We start from the raw sequence: 16,158 nt of genomic DNA, 5'->3' as shown, positions 1-16,158 counted from the left end.
GCGCGGCGCGAAACCAACACGACATGCGTACGCAACAGCGCGGAAACGGCCGGTTCCTAAGGTCCGGCCATGCGGCTTACCTCACACGAGCAGGAGCGGCTGCTCATCCACGTCGCCGCCGGTGTGGCGCGCGAGCGGCAGGCCAGGGGCCTGCGACTCAACCACCCAGAGGCTACCGCCATCATCGCCTCGTTCCTCATGGAGGGCGCCAGAGACGGGCGCAGCGTGGCCGACCTGATGGAGGCGGGCCGGTCGGTGCTCGGGCGCGCCGACGTCATGGAGGGCGTGCCGGAGATGCTGGAGAGCGTGCAGATCGAGGCCACGTTCCCCGACGGCACGAAGCTCGTCACCGTCCACAGGCCGATCCCGTGATCCCCGGCGAGTATGCGCACCCGGAAGGCGGCATCGCCCTCAACCCGGGCCGCGACCGCGTCACCGTGCGCGTCGTGAACACGGCCGACCGGCCCGTGCAGGTGGGCTCGCACTACCACTTCGCCGCCGCGAACCCGGGCCTGGAGTTCGACAGGAAGGCCGCATGGGGGCGGCGGCTCGACGTGCCCGCGGGCACGGCCGTCCGGTTCGAGCCGGGCGTCGAGCGCGATGTGACGCTGGTGCCGCTGGCGGGCGCCCGCGTGGTGCCCGGCCTGCGGCCGGAGTGGGCGGGGCCGCTGGATGGCTGACGGAGCTCGCATTTCGCGTGCCCGATATGCGGCACTGTACGGCCCCACGACCGGCGACCGGATCCGCCTGGCCGACACCGACCTGTTCATCGAGGTCACCGAGGACCGCTCGATGGGCCCCGCCGGAGCCGGCGACGAGGCCGTCTTCGGTGGCGGCAAGGTCATCCGCGAGTCCATGGGCCAGGCCCGCACCACCCGCGCCGAAGGAGCGGCCGACCTCGTCATCACCGGCGCCGTCATCCTCGACCACTGGGGCGTGATCAAGGCCGACGTCGCCGTCCGCGACGGCCGCGTCGCCGCCATCGGCAAGGCCGGCAACCCCGACACCATGGACGGCGTGGACATCGTCATCGGCCCGTCCACCGAGGTCCTGTCCGGCAACGGCAAGATCCTCACCGCCGGGGCCGTCGACTCGCACGTCCATCTCATCTGCCCGCAACTCCTCGACGAGGCCATCGGGTCCGGTGTCACGACGGTCGTCGGGGGCGGCACCGGGCCCGTCGAGGGCACCAAGGCCACCACCGTCACCGGCACCTGGTACCTCGGCCGCATGCTGGAGTCGCTGGACGCGTACCCGCTGAACTTCGCCCTGCTCGGCAAGGGCAACACGGTCAGCACCGAAGGGCTGCTGGAACAGCTGCGCGCCGGAGCGTCCGGCTTCAAGCTGCACGAGGACTGGGGCTCCACCCCCGCCGCCATCGACGCCTGCCTCACCGTCGCCGACGCCTCCGGCGTGCAGGTCACCATCCACACCGACACGCTGAACGAGGCCGGCTTCGTCGAGTCCACCCTCAAGGCCATCGGCGACCGGATGATCCACGCGTACCACACCGAAGGGGCCGGCGGCGGGCACGCACCCGACATCATCCGCGTCGCCGCCCACCCCAACGTGCTGCCCTCCTCCACCAACCCCACCAGGCCGCACACCGTCAACACGCTCGACGAGCACCTCGACATGCTGATGGTCTGCCACCACCTCAACCCGTCGATCCCCGAGGACCTCGCCTTCGCCGAATCCCGCATCAGGCCCACCACCATGGCCGCCGAGGACGTCCTGCACGACATGGGCGCCATCTCCATGATCGGCTCCGACTCGCAGGCCATGGGCCGCATCGGCGAGACCATCATCCGCACCTGGCAGACCGCCCACGTCATGAAGGCCCGCCGCGGCTCCCTCGGCCCCGGCCCCGCCGACAACCTCCGCGCCCGCCGCTACATCGCCAAATACACCATCTGCCCCGCCATCGCCCACGGCCTGGAGGCCGAGGTCGGCTCCGTCGAGCCCGGCAAGCTCGCCGACCTCGTCCTCTGGGACCCCGCCTTCTTCGGCGTCAAACCCGACCTCGTGCTGAAGGGTGGGGTGGTGGCGTGGGCGCAGATGGGCGACGCCAACGCCTCCATCCCCACCCCGCAACCCGTCCTGCCCCGCCCCATGTTCGGCGCCTCCCCCGTCACCGCCGCCGCCACCTCCCTCCACTTCGTCTCACCCCTCGCCGTAGAGGCGGGCCTCGCCGACCGCCTCTCCGTCCGCCGCCGCCTCGCTCCTGTGGCGGACGTACGGCGCCGCGGCAAGTCGTCCATGCCCTTGAACGACGCGCTCCCGCGCATCGACGTGGCACCCGACACCTTCGAGGTCCGCATCGACGGCACCCTCATCGAGCCCGCCCCCGCCACCACCCTGCCCCTCGCCCAGCGCTACTTCCTGTTCTGATGCATCCGTCCCTGCTCCTCCTCACCGACTCCCGCCTCCCCGCCGGCGGCCACGCCCACTCGGGCGGCACCGAGCGGGCGATCGCCTCGGGCGCCGTCCACGACCTCCCCTCCCTGTCCTCCTTCCTCCGCGGCCGCCTCCATACGGCGGGCACCGTAGCCGCCGCCCTCACCGCCGCCACCTGCACCCAGGCGGCGGCACAGGCGGAGACGCTGCGAAGGGCCGGGCCGGCGACGCCGCTTGCGGCAAGCGAAGCGGAGCGCACCCCCTCAACGCCGCACGACGCGGCGCCGCACCCGTGGCTGGTCCTCGATGCCGAGGTGGACGCCAGGACGGCCAGTCCCGCCCAGCGTGACGCGTCCCGTGCCCAGGGCCGGCTGCTCCTCCGCGTCGCCCGCCGCGTGTGGCCGCACCCCGTCCTGGACGACCTCGCCGGCCTCATCCCGAGCCCGCATCACCCCGTCGCCCTGGGCGCGGCGGCGTACGCGGCGGGCGCCAGCCCCGAGGAGGCGGCGCTGGCGGCGGCGTACCACGCGATCACCGGCCCGGCGACGGCGGCCGTGCGGCTGCTCGGCCTGGACCCGGTGGCCGTGCACGCCCTGCTGGCCGACCTGACCCCCGACCTCACCGCCGTCGCCGCCCAAGCCTGCCTGCCCACCTCGGATGGCTGGGAGTCGCTGCCCGCGTACTCGTCCCCGGCCCTCGACCTCCTGGCCGAGCAGCACGCTCAGGCCGAGGTCCGGCTGTTCATCTCATAGAAGGAAGGACCCCGACATGGGAGCCCATCACGACGACCACCACCACGCCCCCGACGGCCGCGGCAGGGCGCTGCGCCTGGGGATCGGCGGCCCCGTGGGGAGCGGCAAGACGGCCCTGGTGGCCGCCCTGTGCCGGACGCTCGGCCCGTCACTGTCCCTGGGCGTGGTGACGAACGACATCTACACCACCGAGGACGCCGACTTCCTGCGCCGCGCGGGCGTGCTCGACCAGGAGCGCATCCTGGCCGTCGAGACCGGCTGCTGCCCGCACACCGCCATCCGCGACGACATCGCCGCGAACCTCGACGCCGTCGAGACCCTGGAGCACCGCTTCGGCCCCCTGGACCTGGTGATCGTGGAGAGCGGCGGCGACAACCTGACGGCGACGTTCAGCCGGGGGCTGGCGGACCGGCAGATCTTCGTGCTGGACGTGTCGGGCGGCGACAAGGTGCCCCGCAAGGGCGGCCCGGGCGTCACGACGGCCGACCTGCTGGTGGTCAACAAGACCGACCTGGCTCCGCTGGTGGGCGCCGACCTGGGCGTGATGGCCCGCGACGCGGCGAAGGTACGTGGCGAGCGCCCGGTCCTGTTCACCTCGATCCGCCAGGAGCCCACGGCCGCCACGGTCGCCGAGTGGGTGTGGGACCAGGTACACGCCTGGTCCCACACCCACGCGTCCCCCGTCTCCTGATGACCACGCGAGCCGAGGCACTGCGGGAGGATGAGCGGGCGCACGTGCAAGGCCCACCGCCCGCGGCCGGGCAGGCGCACGTGCCGGGGGTGCCGCCAGCGGCGGCCGGGCGGCGGGCGATGCGGGCCAGTGCCGCCGTGGCGACCGCGCTCGCCACGGACGGCCGTACCGTGATCAGCCGCCTGGCCTCGGCGCCTCCGCTGACGTTGCGGCAGACGGGCCCGCACACTGTCCACCTCGTCTCCACGGCGGCGGGCCCGCTCGGCGGCGACCGGCTGGCCCTCCATCTGGACGTCGCCCCTCACACCATGCTGGAGCTGGGCTCGGTGGCGGCCACGCTGGTGCTGCCCGGCGAGGGCCCGTCCGAGCTGCTGGTCACCGCCCGCGTCGGCGCGGGCGCCACGCTCCGCTTCGCCCCGGAGCCGACGGTGCTGGCCGCCGGTTGCGACCACCGCCTCCTGGTACGGCTGGCGCTGGAGGCGGACGCGAGCGTCCTGTGGCGTGAGGAGATCGTGTTCGGCCGCCACGGCGAGGCCCCGGGCCGCTGCCACGCCCGCTTCGACGCCATCCGCGACGGCCTGCCGCTGCTCAGGCAGGAGTTCACGGTCGGCGACCCGGCGCTGGACGCCTCCCCGGCGGTGTACGGCCCGGCCCGCTGCGTCGGCACCACGTTCCTGACGACGGGGGTGAAGGAGGCGGCGCTGGCCGAGGGGGTGGCGGTGCTCCCGCTGGCCGCCCCGGCCACGCCGGCGCCGGTGCCCGCTCAGGCCCCGGCCACGCGGGCGTCATTGCCCGCTCAGCCCCCGGCCACGCTGGTGTCCGCGCTGGCCGCCGACGCCGTCCAGCTCCGCGCCCGCCTGGAGTGGGGCGAGCGCACGGCGGCGGGAGGAAATCCGCCGCACCCGCATCAGAGCGAACGGTCCGGGGCCGCCGCGCCGAAGTGACGACTCCGTTGCGTACGGTGGTGAGGCGCCCGTGCCCGGCATACGCTGATCGTGTGGCCGACGACCTCATGCCCACGCCCGCCCGCCCGAGACTCCACCGCGGCTACCCGCTGGCCGTCGCCGCCGCCGGCGCCCTGCTCGTGTTCTGCGCGGTCCTGCCGTGGGCGGGGCTGCAGGCGACGAGCAGCCTCATCGCCGGCGGGGTGGCCAGTGACGTGCGCGGCATCGACGATCCGTTCGGCGTCTACACGCTGATGGCGGGGCTCGCGGCGCTGGGTTGCGGCCTGGCGGGCCTGCTGTCGCCCCGCCCCAGGCTGGCCGCCCTGGCGGTGGTGCCGGGCGGCGTGGCCGTGGTGGTGCTGCTGAAGTTCGTGATCGGGGGCGGCGGTGACCTGCGTGACCGGATCTCGTTCGATCTCGGGGGGTTGTTGTCGATCGAGCCGGTGATCAGGTTCGGCTGGTTCGCCGCGCTGGGCTGCGCGCTGGCGGTCGTCGCCCTGTCGCTGCTGGCGCTGCTGCGGCGCCGCTGACCCCAGCCTTTGACACAACCGCCGGCCTCAGTCGTAGAAGCCGAGCCGCCGCAGCTGCTTGGGGTCGCGCTGCCAGTCTTTCGCCACGCTGATGCGCAGGTCGAGGTAGACGCGCGTGCCCAGCAGCGCCTCGATCTGCTTGCGAGCCTTGGTGCCGACCTCGCGCAGCCGCTCGCCCTTGTGCCCGATGACGATCGCCTTCTGGGACGGCCGCTCCACGAACATGTGGGCGTAGATGTCGAGCAGGTCGTCGCGCCCTTCGCGGGGCAGCATCTCGTCGACGACGACGGCGATGGAGTGGGGCAGCTCGTCGCGTACGCCCTCCAGCGCCGCCTCCCTGATCAGCTCGCCGACCAGCACCTGCTCGGGCTCGTCGGTGAGCTGGCCGCCCTCGTAGAGGGGCGGTGACTCGGGCAGGTGCTCGATCAGCACGTCGGCCACGACGTCGAGCTGGTCGCCCGACTGGGCCGACACGGGCACGATCGCGGCGAACTCCGCCACCTGCGACACGGCGAGCAGTTGCTCGGCGACCTGCTCCTTGCTGGCCAGGTCGCACTTGGTCACGACGGCGATAACGGGCGTCTTCTTGACGGCCGACAGTTTGTCGGCGATGAACCGGTCGCCCTTGCCGATGGGCTCGTTGGCGGGCACGCAGAAGCCGATCACGTCGACCTCGGTCAGCGTGGACAGCACGAGGCTGTCGAGCCGCTCGCCCAGCAGCGTGCGCGGGCGGTGCAGGCCGGGGGTGTCGACGATGATGAGCTGGGCGTCGGGGCGGTGCACGATGCCCCTGATGACGCGCCTGGTCGTCTGCGGTTTGGACGAGGTGATCGCCACTTTCGTGCCGACCAGGGCGTTCATCAGCGTGGACTTGCCGACGTTCGGCCTCCCCACGAAACAGGCGAATCCGGCGCGATGGTTGTCTGGCGAAGTCACATGTGCATTGTGTCCCATCATCGAGCGTGTTCACGCCACCACGCGAACGCCTGGGGCGCCACGCCGGGTGTCCAGGGCGTCGTGTCGTAGCCGGGCAGCTCGTGCTCGGCCACCCAGCGGAAGTCGTTGATCTCGACCCCGTCGGGCCGGGGCGCGCCGGAGCCGGGGGCCAGGGCGCAGGCGTAGGCGGCGATGACGTAGCCGACCTCGTGCCCGTTGGGGTAGAGCGTGCGGAACTCGGGCCCGCCGTACACGCCGATCAGGCCCCGCACCTCGATGTCGACGGCGAGCTCTTCGCGCAGCTCCCTGACCACGGCGTCCTCGGGCCGCTCGTCGGGGTCGACGCCGCCGCCGGGGGCCGCCCACCGGCCCACGTCGCCGTGCCTGGCCAGCAGCAGCCGGCCCTCGTCGTCGAACACGAACCCCGACACCGAAGGCAGCATGATCAGATCGCCGCCGACCTTTTCCCGCAGTCTCGCCAGGAACGGCGACATCGGCATGGGGTCAGCCTCGCAGGGTGCCGTCGGGGCCGGCCACGAGCAGCTTGCCGACGCCCAGCTCGGCCGCGACCGCCTCGTCGGCGGGGCTCGGGTCGCCCTCGCTCACCAGCGCGACGGCCTCCAGGGACTGCGCGCCGCTGGAGATCGCCATGGCCACCGCCACCTGCACGGCCGACAGGGTCAGCGCGGACAGAGCGACGTTCGTCGCGGAGTAGGTGCGGCCGGTCTCGTCGCGCACGGCCGCTCCCTCGGCGGAGCCGTTGCGCGCCCTGGCGGCGCGGGCCAGGGTGATGATCTTGCTGTCTTCAGGGTTCACCCAACCAGGTTAGGTGCTGACCATGGAGATCGCCGCCTCGACCACCTTCCTGGTACGGGCGGCGTCCACGTCGTTCATCCCCGTGTGCACCACGGATACCAGTGTGTCCCCGACGCGGGACAGGACGACGTCCATCGCGTAGGGGTAGCCATTCAGCCGTCCCTGCAGCCGTGCCGCGACGGCCTCGTCCCCGGCGTCCCGTACGGGCAGCTCCCGCAGCCGCAGGTCGGTGCCGCTGGAGGTGTGCACGGCGCGGCAGGCGCCCATCGCCTCGGCCAGGGCGTGCAGGTGCCCTTCGGCCTCCTCGTTCGCGTAGCGGGCCAGGCCGACGCCCGCCTGCTCCCCGAGCCCGTCGCCGTGGTAGCTGACGGCCGCCTGCGCGGTCAGCGCCTGCCGGGGCGCCCGCCCGCCGGCCGGTTCCAGCACGGCCCGGCAGTTCCTGTCCGCCTGCCCGAACGGCATCCGCCACGCCTGCTCCGGCCGGACCGTGAACCCGTCGGGCAGCGGCGGCTCCTTGTGCAGCACGTCGCGCAGCTGCGCCATGGCCTGCGCGTCGAGGAAGCTCTCCGCTCCCCCTCCTCCGCATCCCGTGAGGAGGCCCGTCACCAGCACCGAAGCGATGATCCAAGGTTTTCGTTCCATGATCCCCCCTTGGATCGCAGCCTCCCCAACCGACGAATGCGGCAATCCACCGGAGTGACCACCAACACGCAAAAAGGGTGTTCCCATCCGGTTTTCCGGACGAGAACACCCTTTACGCCGATCAGCGTCGCGACCGGCAAGCAGCCGAGACGCTGTCGTCCCCCCAGGGAGACCCCCTCCGGCCGCGAACCCCACCCGGCCTTCGGACGACTCCCTTTGTGACACCCACCGCACTGGATGTCGTGATGTAAGAGTGCCGGGCGCGGCTTGCAGAAGACTTGTAGAACGCTTGCGGCTTCCGCCCACATTCGTCCCCACGCAGGTCAAGGGAGCTTCGCCGCACCCGGAACCGACTCGCGGGCCAGTCGGGCTCAGCCGTGGCTCAATCGCGCTCCGCCACCGCCGGGACCACCTCGTCCTCGGGCGGCGTCACCCGGCGCACCACCACCGTGCTGATGCGGTTGCGCCGCCCCGCCAGCGTCTCCGCCGTCAGCGACAGCCCCGCCACCTCCGCCTGCGACCCCGCGATCGGCACCCGCCCCAGCGCGTGCGCCAGCAGCCCGCCCACGGTCTCGACGTCGTCGACCTCGATCTCGGTGTCGAACAGCTCGCCCAGCTCGTCCACCGGCATCCGGGCCGTCACGCGCAGCCCGCCGTCGGGCACGGCCTCCACCCGGGGCGCCTCCTGGTCGTACTCGTCGGTGATCTCACCGACGATCTCCTCCAGGACGTCCTCGATCGTGACCAGGCCCGCCGTGCCGCCGTACTCGTCGATGACGATCGCGATGTGGATCTGCCGGGCCTGCATCTCCCGCATGAGCTGGTCGATCGGCTTGCTCTCCGGCACGTACGCGGCCGGCCGCATGATCGACTCGACCGTCTCCTTGCCCCCGCCCTCACCCGACTCGTGGATCTTGCGGGCGATGTCCTTGAGGTAGGCGATGCCGACGACGTCGTCCTCGTTCTCCCCCACCACCGGAATGCGCGAGAAGCCGCTGCGCAACGCCAGCGACAGCGCCTGGCTGATCGTCTTGCCGCGCTCGATGTAGACCATGTCGGTACGCGGCACCATCACCTCGCGCACCAGCGTGTCACCCAGCTCGAACACCGAGTGGATCATCTCGCGCTCGTCCGGCTCGATCACCCGGCGCTCCTCGGCCAGGTCGACCAGGTCACGCAGCTCGGCCTCCGACGTGAACGGGCCGTCACGGAAGCCCTTGCCGGGCGTGAGCGCGTTGCCGAGCAGGATCAGCAGCTTGGGCAGCGGGCCGAAGATGCGCGTCAGGCCGTACACGATGGGCGCGCTGGCCAGCGCCACCGGCTCCGCGTGCTGACGCCCCAGCGTGCGCGGCATCACCCCGACCACCACGTAGCTGATCAGGATCATCACGACCGCCGCCCACACGTAGGCCCAGCCCTGATCGTGCATGAGATCGATGAACAGCAACGTCGCGATCACCGTCGCGACCAGCTCACAGCTCAGCCGCAACAGCAGCAGCAGATTCAGGTAGCGCGGCGGATCGGTCACGATCGCCTGCAACCGCGCCGCCCCCCGCCGGCCCTCGCGCGCGTACTCCTCGGCACGCACCCTGGAGATGCGCGTCAGTGCCGTTTCCGCACTGGCGATCAGGCCACCGATCACGACGAGCGCGATGGCCAACGGCAACCAGGCGTTCACCGCGGGTTGCGCACCTCCTGCCACGACTCGAGGAGCCGGGACTGCAAGCCGAACATCTCCTTGTGCTCCTCCGGCTCGGCGTGATCGTAACCGAGCAGGTGCAGGATGCCGTGCGTGCACAGCAGCTCCAGCTCGTCGGCCGTGCTGTGCCCGGCCTCCTCCGCCTGCCTGGCCGCCACCTGCGGGCACAGCACGACGTCGCCGAGCAACGCCGGATCCGCCGGCCCCTCCGACTCGCCGCGCGCGCCGCCGCCGGGCCGCAGCTCGTCCATCGGGAACGCCAGCACGTCCGTCGGGCCCGGCTCGCCCATCCACTTCTCGTGCAGCTCCGCCATGGCGTCCTCGTCGACCACGACGATGGACAGCTCGGCGAGCGGGTTGATGCCCATCTCGCCGAGCACGTGAACGGCCAGGGCGACGATGCTCTCCTCGTCGACCCCCACGCCGGACTCGTTGTTGATCTCGATGCTCATGGCCGCCGCTTCCCCCGCTGCTGAATGGCCTTCGGCTCCTGCTGGGCCTGCTGCGTGGCGTCGTAGCGGCCGTAGGCGTCGACGATCTCGCTGACCAGCTTGTGCCGCACGACGTCGGCGCTGCTCAGCCGGGCGAAGTGGATGTCGGGGATCCCGTCGAGGATCTCCTGCACCACCCGCAGCCCGCTCACGGTGCCGGACGGCAGGTCGACCTGCGTGACGTCACCGGTCACCACGATCTTCGAGTTGAAGCCGAGCCTGGTCAGGAACATCTTCATCTGCTCGGCCGAGGAGTTTTGCGCCTCGTCGAGAATGATGAAGGCGTCATTCAAGGTGCGGCCCCGCATGTAGGCGAGCGGCGCCACCTCGATCGTGCCCGCCGCCATCAGCTTGGGGATCGAGTCGGGGTCGACCATGTCGTGCAGCGCGTCGTAGAGGGGCCGCAGGTAGGGGTCGATCTTCTCGTAGAGGGTGCCGGGCAGGAAGCCGAGCCGTTCGCCCGCCTCGACCGCCGGGCGGGTCAGGATGATGCGGTTGACCCGCTTCTCCTGGAGCGCGCGCACGGCCTTGGCCATCGCGAGGTACGTCTTGCCGGTGCCCGCGGGCCCGATGCCGAAGACGACCGTGTGCTTGTCGATCGCGTCGACGTAGCGCTTCTGGTTGACGGTCTTGGGGCGGATCGTGCGGCCGCGTGAGGAGAGGATGTCGAGCGACAGGACCTCGGCGGGGCGGTCGGAGGTCATGCGGAGCATGGCGATGCTGCGCTCGACCGCGTCGGGGGTGAGCTCGCCGCCGCTGCGCAGGACCTCGACGAGCTCTTCGAAGAGCCGCACGACGGTGCCGCTCTCGTCGGGGCTGCCGGTGACGGTGATCTCGTTGCCGCGCACGTGGATGTCGGCCCTGAAGGCGCCCTCGATGACACGCAACAGCTCGTCGCGGGAGCCCAGGAGGCTGACCATCGGGTATTCGTCCGGTATCAGCACCTTCGCTTGAGTCCGCGAGGGAGGTGCCGTGCGTCGGGATTCGTGTAGTTCGGACATGGGCAGGCCAGCGGCCTGATGCCTCCCGGTCTCTTTCGGAGTTCTTCTCCGCCCATGTTATCCGGGAGCAGGCCGATTGCTCTCGCCAATATCACGCACGCGCCGCGGGGCGCGTCGCACGCGCCCCGCCACGCCCGTGAGCACCGGTTCAACCGGGCGGCCAGGTCAGGTCGCGCCCGCCGAGGATGTGGGCGTGCACGTGGAAGACGGTCTGCCCGGCGGCGGCGCCGGTGTTGAAGACGATGCGGTAGCCGCCTTCCGACACCCCGTCGATGACGGCGACCTCGTGGGCGGTCTTCAGCACCTCGTCGGCGAGCCCGTCGTCGGCCGCGGCGAGCGCCGCGGCGTCGGCGTGGTGCGCCTTGGGGATGACCAGCGCGTGCGTGGGCGCCTGCGGGTTGATGTCGCGGAACGCCAGGGTGCGGCCGGTTTCATAAACGATCTCGGCCGGAATCTCCTTGGCGACGATTTTGCAGAAGAGACAATCGCTCACCCGATCACCCTACAGATCCCCTCCCGTTGGCGAGTCCGTTGCGAATCGGTAATCACCTGTGTCGTGCGCAGGAAGATCCACACGGTTAGGGTGAGTGTGCGAGACTTCAGCAGAAAAGACGATTCAGGGTCGGGCGAGCGCCACCTGGCGAGGACACGACTGGGTAATGCACCCTAACGAACCGGGGAAACCTCAAGAACCGGCACCTCAAGAACCGGCAGGGAGTAAACCCTCTGGGAAGGCCGCGCGTCCCACTGATGTGACCACCGAAACCCTTCTGGCCGACAGGTCGATGGGGGCGGTGCCGGTCGGGTGGGATGCCGACATGGCCGTGACCGCGCTGTACAGCGCGCACTTTCGGTCATTGGTGCGTCTCGCTGTGTTGCTGGTGCGCGACATTGCAACAGCCGAGGAAGTCGTGCAGGATGCGTTCGTCGCCATCCATGGTGCCTGGCGTAGGCTGCGTGACCCCGACAAAGCACTCGCCTACCTGCGTCAGTCCGTCGTCAACAGGTCCAGGTCCGTGCTGCGTCACCGCGCGGTCGTCGAGAAGTACGCCCCCAAGGGTCTGCCGGACGCCCCGAGCGCCGAGAACGGCGCGATCGGCGAGCTGGAACGCTCCGCCGTGATCGAGGCGTTACGGGCCCTGCCGACCCGGCAACGAGAAGCACTGGTTCTACGCTACTACGGTGACTTGTCCGAAGCTGAGATCGCTCACGCCATGGGCATCAGCAAGGGCGCGGTCAAGAGCCACACCGCTCGTGGCATGGCCGCCCTGCGATCGGTCCTGGAGAAGATGTCATGACCCAGCCCCCCGACGAGTACGGCGATCTCCTGCGCCGTGCGCTCCGCGCGGAGGCGGACGCGGTCGTGCCCTCGCCGGAAGGACTGGAGATCATCCGCGCGCGGATCCAGCGGCGCGGCGTACGTAACCTGTTCTGGTGGCGCGCGGGTGCGGCCGGGGTCGGCGCGGTCCTGGTGGCCGGCGCGATCGTGATGGCGGTGCCCAACCTGCGCTCCCAGATCATCGAGCAGACCGTCGCCCCGGCGGGCGACAGCTCGTCCGAGGTGCCGTCCAACTCCTCGACCACGCGCTCGCACCAGCCGCCGGCGAAGGAGCCGCCTCCTCAGCAGTCGCAGCCGGTCGTCGTGGTCCCCGAGTCGTCGGCGCCGCCCTCTCCGAAGCCCACCCGGAAGGCGGGCTCGACCAGCAGGCCGTCGCCTTCGCCCTCCGCCACGCCGACGCCGTCCGACTGTCCTTCGCCGCAGGCCGAGCAGCCCGCCGACTGCCCTGAGGGCTCGCCGTCGCCGACGCCGACGGCGGAGGAGACGACGGGGCAGCCTTCGGCGTGCCCGATCGAGGAGTGCCCGCCGCCCGACGAGGTGACGGAGACCCCGACCGAGCTGGCCAGCCCGCTGCTGGACAGCTCCCAGACCACGCCGTAGAGCGGGGTTCTACCAGCGTCCGGTACGGCTGAGCAGCACGGCCGCCGCCGCGACCCCGGCCGTGGAGGTCCGCAGGACCGTCGGCCCGAGCAGCACCGCCGTCGCCTTGGCGGCCCTGAACGCGGCCAGCTCCTCCTCCGACACGCCGCCCTCCGGCCCCACGACCATGACGATGTCGCCGCCGGCGGGCAGCGGCACGCCCGACAGCGGCTCGGCCGCCTCCTCGTGCAGCACGAGGCCGAGGGCGGCCTCCGACAGCAGCCGTTCGACCTGCTTGGTGGTGGCGAGGTCGGCCACCTCGGGCAGGTGGAAGCGGCGGGCCTGCTTGCCCGCCTCGCGGGCGGTGGAGCGCCAGCGGCCCAGCGCCTTGGCGACCTTGTCGCCCTTCCACTGGGTGATGCTGCGCGCGGCGGCCCAGGGGACGATGACGTCGACGCCCGCCTCGGTCATCATCTCGACGGCCAATTCGCCCCGGTCGCCCTTGGGCAGCCCCTGGACGACGACGAGGCGGGGCCGGGGCGGCTCGACGTCGTAGCGGCGCAGCACGTCGAGGCGGAGCGCGTCCTTGAGCGTCTCGCGCACGACGCACTCGGCCACGGCGCCGGCGCCGTCGGTCAGGTCGACCCGCTCGCCGGGGCGCAGGCGGCGCACGGAGGCCGCGTGCCGCCCTTCCGGCCCGTCGAGCGTCAGCTCAGGGCCGTCGAGGCCCTGAGCGAGGAAGACCGGGACGGTCACCGGCCGTTGAAGGCGTCGCGCAGCCGGGAGAAGAAGCCCTGCTGGCCGGGCGCGAACTTGCCCGGCGGCCGCTCCTCGCCCCGCTGCTTGGCCAGCTCGCGCAGCAGCTCCTCCTGCGCGGCGTCGAGGCGGGTGGGGGTCTCGACGTTGACGTGGATGAGCAGGTCGCCCCTGCCGGACTCGTTGAGCCGCTGCACGCCGCGGCCGTACATGGTGATGACCTGGCCGGACTGCGTGCCGGGGCGGACGTCCACCTCTTCGGCGCCGTCGAGGGTCTCGACGGTGAGGATGGTGCCGAGCGCGGCGGCCGTCATCGGGATCTGGACGGTGCAGTGGAGGTCGTCGCCGCGCCGCTCGAAGATCTCGTGGTTGCGCTCGACGATCTCGAGGAACAGGTCTCCGGGCGGGCCGCCGCCGGGGCCGACCTCGCCCTCGCCGGCGAGCTGGATGTGGGTGCCGTCCTCGACGCCCGCGGGGATGCGGACCTTGATGGTGCGGCGGGTGCGCACGCGGCCGTCGCCGGAGCACTCCTGGCAGGGGTGGCGGATGATCGTGCCGAAGCCGCCGCACTGCGGGCACGGGCGGGAGGTCATGACCTGGCCCAGGAACGACCGGGTCACCTGGGAGATCTCGCCCCGGCCGTTGCACATGTCGCAGGTGTCGGGGTGGGTGCCGGGCGCGGTGCCGGCGCCGTGGCACACCTCGCACAGCACGGCCGTGTCGACGACCAGCTCGCGGGTGGTGCCGAACGCGGTCTCGCGCAGGTCGAGCTCCACCCGGATGGTGGCGTTGCGGCCCCTGCGGGCGCGGGAGCGCGGGCCCCTGCTGCCGGTGGCGGTGCCGAAGAAGGCGTCCATGATGTCGCTGAACGGGAAGCCCGCGCCGAAGCCGCCGGCGCCCGCTCCCGCCCCGGCGCCGCCGAAGGGGTCGCCACCCAGGTCGTACATCTGGCGCTTGTTCGTGTCGGACAGCACCTCGTAGGCCTGCGTGATCTCCTTGAACCGCTCCTGGGTCTCAGGATCGGGGTTCACGTCCGGGTGCAGCTCGCGGGCGAGACGGCGGTAGGCCTTCTTGATCTCATCCTGACTTGCGTCACGGCGCACCCCGAGGGTGGCGTAGTAGTCGCTGTTTGCCACTTATCGACCTCTTATGATGCAGCCAGGATCTGGCTGACGTAGCGTGCCACCGCGCGTACGGCGCCCATCGTCACGGGATAGTCCATCCTGGTCGGCCCCAGCACTCCGAGCCGGGCCAGTTGGTTGTCGCCAGAACCGTATCCGGTCGCGACGACGGATGTCCCCCGCAGGTACGGGTTTTCCGCGCCGATGCGCACGGTGAGCGCGGACGGGGTGTCGGATGTCTCGCCGAGCAGCCGCATGAGGACGACCTGCTCCTCCAGCGCCTCCAGCACGTCACGCAGGCCGGTGGCGAAGTCGGCGCCGGCGAGATTGGCGGCGCCGGCGAACACGATCTTCTCGTCGTGCCGCTCGACCAGGGTCTCCAGCAGCACCGACAGGATCGTCGCCGCCGCGGGCCGGTCTTCCGGGGCCAGCCGCTCGGGCAGGTCGGCGACCAGCTCGGGGACGCTGCTCAGGCCGCAGCCGTCGAGGCAGGCGTTGAGCACGGCGCGCAGGTGCGCGATCCGGGTCTCGTCGACCACTTCGGGCAGCTCGACCACGCGCTGCTCGACGCGGCCGGTGTTGGTGATGAGCACGAACATGACCCGCCGGTCGTTCAGCGGGACCAGCTCGACGTGCCTGACGGTCGACCGGGTGAGTGTCGGGTATTGGACGACCGCCACCTGCCGGGTGAGCTGCGCGAGCAGCCGGACCGTGCGGGTGACCACGTCGTCGAGGTCGACCGCGCCGGCGAGGAACGACTCGATCGCCCTGCGCTCGGCCGCCGACAGCGGTTTGACCTGCGAGAGCCGGTCGACGAACAGGCGGTAGCCCTTGTCCGTCGGGACGCGGCCCGCGCTGGTGTGCGGCTGGGTGATGTAGCCTTCCTCCTCCAGCGCGGCCATGTCGTTCCTGACCGTCGCCGGGGAGACCTTCAGGTTGTGGCGCTCGGCAAGCGCCTTGGAGCCCACCGGTTCGTTGGTGGACACGTAGTCTTCGACAATGGCGCGGAGCACCGCCAGTTTCCTATCGTCGAGCACGTGCTCACCTCCTGCCTCTGTCCATATCAGGAACGCGAGGTCTAGCACTCTGTGTTCCCGAGTGCCAAGTGTACGGCTCTCGCCCACAAGGTGCGATAACACCGCGTCCCACATCCTGCTTCTAGCTTCTTGGAAGCGTCTGGCCTCACACTTGCCCGTATGAGCGACGATTCCCGGCCGCCGTCGTACGGGCCCCCGCCTGGGCAGGGTCCCTACCACGGTCAACCACAGCCTCCCCAGTACGGCCCGCAGCCGGGGTCGCAGCCTGGTTTCGGCCAAGGGCCGCCGCCGCCGTCTTGGCAGCCGCCGTCCGGTCCGGCCGCACCGCCGCCGTACGGTGAGGCCACCCGGTTCGGCCCGCCACCTCAGTACGGACAGCACGGCCAACAAGCCCAGTTTCCACCACGAATCAACTCCAAAGCCATAA

The 16,158-nt window shown here is 71.4% G+C and carries 20 protein-coding genes; 9 read left to right on the top strand and 11 right to left on the bottom strand.

The window, feature by feature from the left end; all coding sequences use genetic code 11:
* Nucleotides 1–69: 69 nt before the first annotated feature.
* From HCN51_RS10760 to HCN51_RS10730, 7 genes are read left to right on the top strand one after another with little or no spacing between them, the layout of a single operon-like run.
* Nucleotides 70–372 carry an urease subunit gamma gene (locus HCN51_RS10760; protein WP_080041930.1) on the top strand — a complete coding sequence of 101 codons (303 nt, stop codon included), beginning with the start codon at nt 70–72 and terminating at the stop codon, nt 370–372.
* Entirely contained in the window at nt 369–680 is a 312-nt protein-coding gene (locus HCN51_RS10755; RefSeq protein WP_168009254.1) for an urease subunit beta, read from the top strand. The genes HCN51_RS10760 and HCN51_RS10755 overlap by 4 nt, the downstream gene beginning before the upstream one ends.
* Complete coding sequence (locus HCN51_RS10750; RefSeq protein WP_168009243.1) at nt 673–2,391, top strand: urease subunit alpha; 1,719 nt, start codon at nt 673–675, stop codon at nt 2,389–2,391. The genes HCN51_RS10755 and HCN51_RS10750 overlap by 8 nt, the downstream gene beginning before the upstream one ends.
* Complete coding sequence (locus tag HCN51_RS10745) at nt 2,391–3,149, top strand: urease accessory protein UreF (protein WP_168009241.1); 759 nt, start codon at nt 2,391–2,393, stop codon at nt 3,147–3,149. The genes HCN51_RS10750 and HCN51_RS10745 overlap by 1 nt, the downstream gene beginning before the upstream one ends.
* A gap of 16 nt (nt 3,150–3,165) precedes the next feature.
* Nucleotides 3,166–3,840, top strand: coding sequence for an urease accessory protein UreG (gene ureG / locus HCN51_RS10740; RefSeq protein WP_168009239.1), 675 nt, complete (start codon nt 3,166–3,168; stop codon nt 3,838–3,840).
* Nucleotides 3,840–4,784, top strand: a complete 945-nt coding sequence (locus tag HCN51_RS10735) for an urease accessory protein UreD (protein WP_240972704.1) — start codon at nt 3,840–3,842, stop codon at nt 4,782–4,784. Before ureG ends, HCN51_RS10735 begins: the two co-directional genes overlap by 1 nt.
* Before the next feature lie 53 nt (nt 4,785–4,837).
* Entirely contained in the window at nt 4,838–5,314 is a 477-nt protein-coding gene (locus HCN51_RS10730; RefSeq protein ID WP_168009237.1) for a hypothetical protein, read from the top strand.
* A 27-nt stretch (nt 5,315–5,341) separates the two neighbouring features.
* Here the strand turns inward: HCN51_RS10730 and era are convergent, their stop codons facing one another.
* The 8 genes from era to HCN51_RS10690 form a co-directional block, all read right to left on the bottom strand.
* On the bottom strand, nt 5,342–6,250 hold the full coding sequence (era, locus tag HCN51_RS10725; RefSeq protein WP_428981533.1) for a GTPase Era: 909 nt from the start codon (nt 6,248–6,250) through the stop codon (nt 5,342–5,344).
* A 17-nt stretch (nt 6,251–6,267) separates the two neighbouring features.
* Nucleotides 6,268–6,750 carry an NUDIX domain-containing protein gene (locus HCN51_RS10720; RefSeq protein WP_168009235.1) on the bottom strand — a complete coding sequence of 161 codons (483 nt, stop codon included), beginning with the start codon at nt 6,748–6,750 and terminating at the stop codon, nt 6,268–6,270.
* A 4-nt stretch (nt 6,751–6,754) separates the two neighbouring features.
* Nucleotides 6,755–7,066 carry a cytidine deaminase gene (locus HCN51_RS10715; RefSeq protein ID WP_168009233.1) on the bottom strand — a complete coding sequence of 104 codons (312 nt, stop codon included), beginning with the start codon at nt 7,064–7,066 and terminating at the stop codon, nt 6,755–6,757.
* A 9-nt stretch (nt 7,067–7,075) separates the two neighbouring features.
* Nucleotides 7,076–7,708, bottom strand: coding sequence for a hypothetical protein (locus HCN51_RS10710; protein ID WP_168009231.1), 633 nt, complete (start codon nt 7,706–7,708; stop codon nt 7,076–7,078).
* 382 nt (nt 7,709–8,090) lie between these two features.
* On the bottom strand, nt 8,091–9,386 hold the full coding sequence (locus tag HCN51_RS10705) for a hemolysin family protein (RefSeq protein ID WP_080041939.1): 1,296 nt from the start codon (nt 9,384–9,386) through the stop codon (nt 8,091–8,093).
* Nucleotides 9,383–9,859, bottom strand: coding sequence for an rRNA maturation RNase YbeY (gene ybeY / locus HCN51_RS10700; RefSeq protein ID WP_168009229.1), 477 nt, complete (start codon nt 9,857–9,859; stop codon nt 9,383–9,385). The genes HCN51_RS10705 and ybeY overlap by 4 nt, the downstream gene beginning before the upstream one ends.
* Nucleotides 9,856–10,899 carry a PhoH family protein gene (locus HCN51_RS10695; RefSeq protein ID WP_168009227.1) on the bottom strand — a complete coding sequence of 348 codons (1,044 nt, stop codon included), beginning with the start codon at nt 10,897–10,899 and terminating at the stop codon, nt 9,856–9,858. Before HCN51_RS10695 ends, ybeY begins: the two co-directional genes overlap by 4 nt.
* Before the next feature lie 148 nt (nt 10,900–11,047).
* On the bottom strand, nt 11,048–11,392 hold the full coding sequence (locus HCN51_RS10690; RefSeq protein WP_168009225.1) for an HIT domain-containing protein: 345 nt from the start codon (nt 11,390–11,392) through the stop codon (nt 11,048–11,050).
* A gap of 292 nt (nt 11,393–11,684) precedes the next feature.
* Here HCN51_RS10690 and HCN51_RS10685 point away from each other — a divergent pair, with 292 nt between their 5' ends.
* Both HCN51_RS10685 and HCN51_RS10680 read left to right on the top strand, forming a co-directional pair.
* The gene (locus HCN51_RS10685; RefSeq protein ID WP_080047132.1) at nt 11,685–12,197 is read left to right on the top strand and encodes a SigE family RNA polymerase sigma factor; all 513 of its coding nucleotides are present in this window, start codon (nt 11,685–11,687) and stop codon (nt 12,195–12,197) included.
* Entirely contained in the window at nt 12,194–12,838 is a 645-nt protein-coding gene (locus HCN51_RS10680) for a hypothetical protein (protein WP_168009223.1), read from the top strand. The genes HCN51_RS10685 and HCN51_RS10680 overlap by 4 nt, the downstream gene beginning before the upstream one ends.
* 9 nt (nt 12,839–12,847) lie before the next feature.
* Here HCN51_RS10680 and HCN51_RS10675 read toward each other — a convergent pair whose 3' ends face one another.
* The 3 genes from HCN51_RS10675 to hrcA are packed head-to-tail and all read right to left on the bottom strand — an operon-like array spanning nt 12,848 to nt 15,731.
* Nucleotides 12,848–13,573 carry a 16S rRNA (uracil(1498)-N(3))-methyltransferase gene (locus tag HCN51_RS10675; protein WP_080041944.1) on the bottom strand — a complete coding sequence of 242 codons (726 nt, stop codon included), beginning with the start codon at nt 13,571–13,573 and terminating at the stop codon, nt 12,848–12,850.
* Entirely contained in the window at nt 13,570–14,709 is a 1,140-nt protein-coding gene (dnaJ, locus tag HCN51_RS10670) for a molecular chaperone DnaJ (protein WP_080041945.1), read from the bottom strand. The genes HCN51_RS10675 and dnaJ overlap by 4 nt, the downstream gene beginning before the upstream one ends.
* A gap of 11 nt (nt 14,710–14,720) precedes the next feature.
* Complete coding sequence (hrcA, locus tag HCN51_RS10665) at nt 14,721–15,731, bottom strand: heat-inducible transcriptional repressor HrcA (protein WP_168009221.1); 1,011 nt, start codon at nt 15,729–15,731, stop codon at nt 14,721–14,723.
* Between the last annotated feature and the right edge of the window lie 427 nt (nt 15,732–16,158).

The sequence above is a fragment of the Nonomuraea composti genome, assembly GCF_012034275.1.
Lineage (GTDB): Bacteria > Actinomycetota > Actinomycetes > Streptosporangiales > Streptosporangiaceae > Nonomuraea > Nonomuraea composti.
Note: the sequence above shows the minus strand (reverse complement) of the source record. Positions and strands in the feature narration are given on the sequence as shown.

What these genes read in the sequence shown, in the direction of transcription:
- HCN51_RS10710 (WP_168009231.1), bottom strand. Translation starts at nt 7,708, where the DNA reads ATGGAACGAAAACCTTGGATCATCGCTTCGGTGCTGGTGACGGGCCTC.
- HCN51_RS10760 (WP_080041930.1), top strand. Translation starts at nt 70, where the DNA reads ATGCGGCTTACCTCACACGAGCAGGAGCGGCTGCTCATCCACGTCGCC.
- HCN51_RS10735 (WP_240972704.1), top strand. Translation starts at nt 3,840, where the DNA reads ATGACCACGCGAGCCGAGGCACTGCGGGAGGATGAGCGGGCGCACGTG.
- HCN51_RS10750 (WP_168009243.1), top strand. Translation starts at nt 673, where the DNA reads ATGGCTGACGGAGCTCGCATTTCGCGTGCCCGATATGCGGCACTGTAC.
- HCN51_RS10695 (WP_168009227.1), bottom strand. Translation starts at nt 10,899, where the DNA reads ATGTCCGAACTACACGAATCCCGACGCACGGCACCTCCCTCGCGGACT.
- ybeY (WP_168009229.1), bottom strand. Translation starts at nt 9,859, where the DNA reads ATGAGCATCGAGATCAACAACGAGTCCGGCGTGGGGGTCGACGAGGAG.
- HCN51_RS10680 (WP_168009223.1), top strand. Translation starts at nt 12,194, where the DNA reads ATGACCCAGCCCCCCGACGAGTACGGCGATCTCCTGCGCCGTGCGCTC.
- HCN51_RS10745 (WP_168009241.1), top strand. Translation starts at nt 2,391, where the DNA reads ATGCATCCGTCCCTGCTCCTCCTCACCGACTCCCGCCTCCCCGCCGGC.
- ureG (WP_168009239.1), top strand. Translation starts at nt 3,166, where the DNA reads ATGGGAGCCCATCACGACGACCACCACCACGCCCCCGACGGCCGCGGC.
- HCN51_RS10720 (WP_168009235.1), bottom strand. Translation starts at nt 6,750, where the DNA reads ATGCCGATGTCGCCGTTCCTGGCGAGACTGCGGGAAAAGGTCGGCGGC.
- HCN51_RS10685 (WP_080047132.1), top strand. Translation starts at nt 11,685, where the DNA reads ATGGGGGCGGTGCCGGTCGGGTGGGATGCCGACATGGCCGTGACCGCG.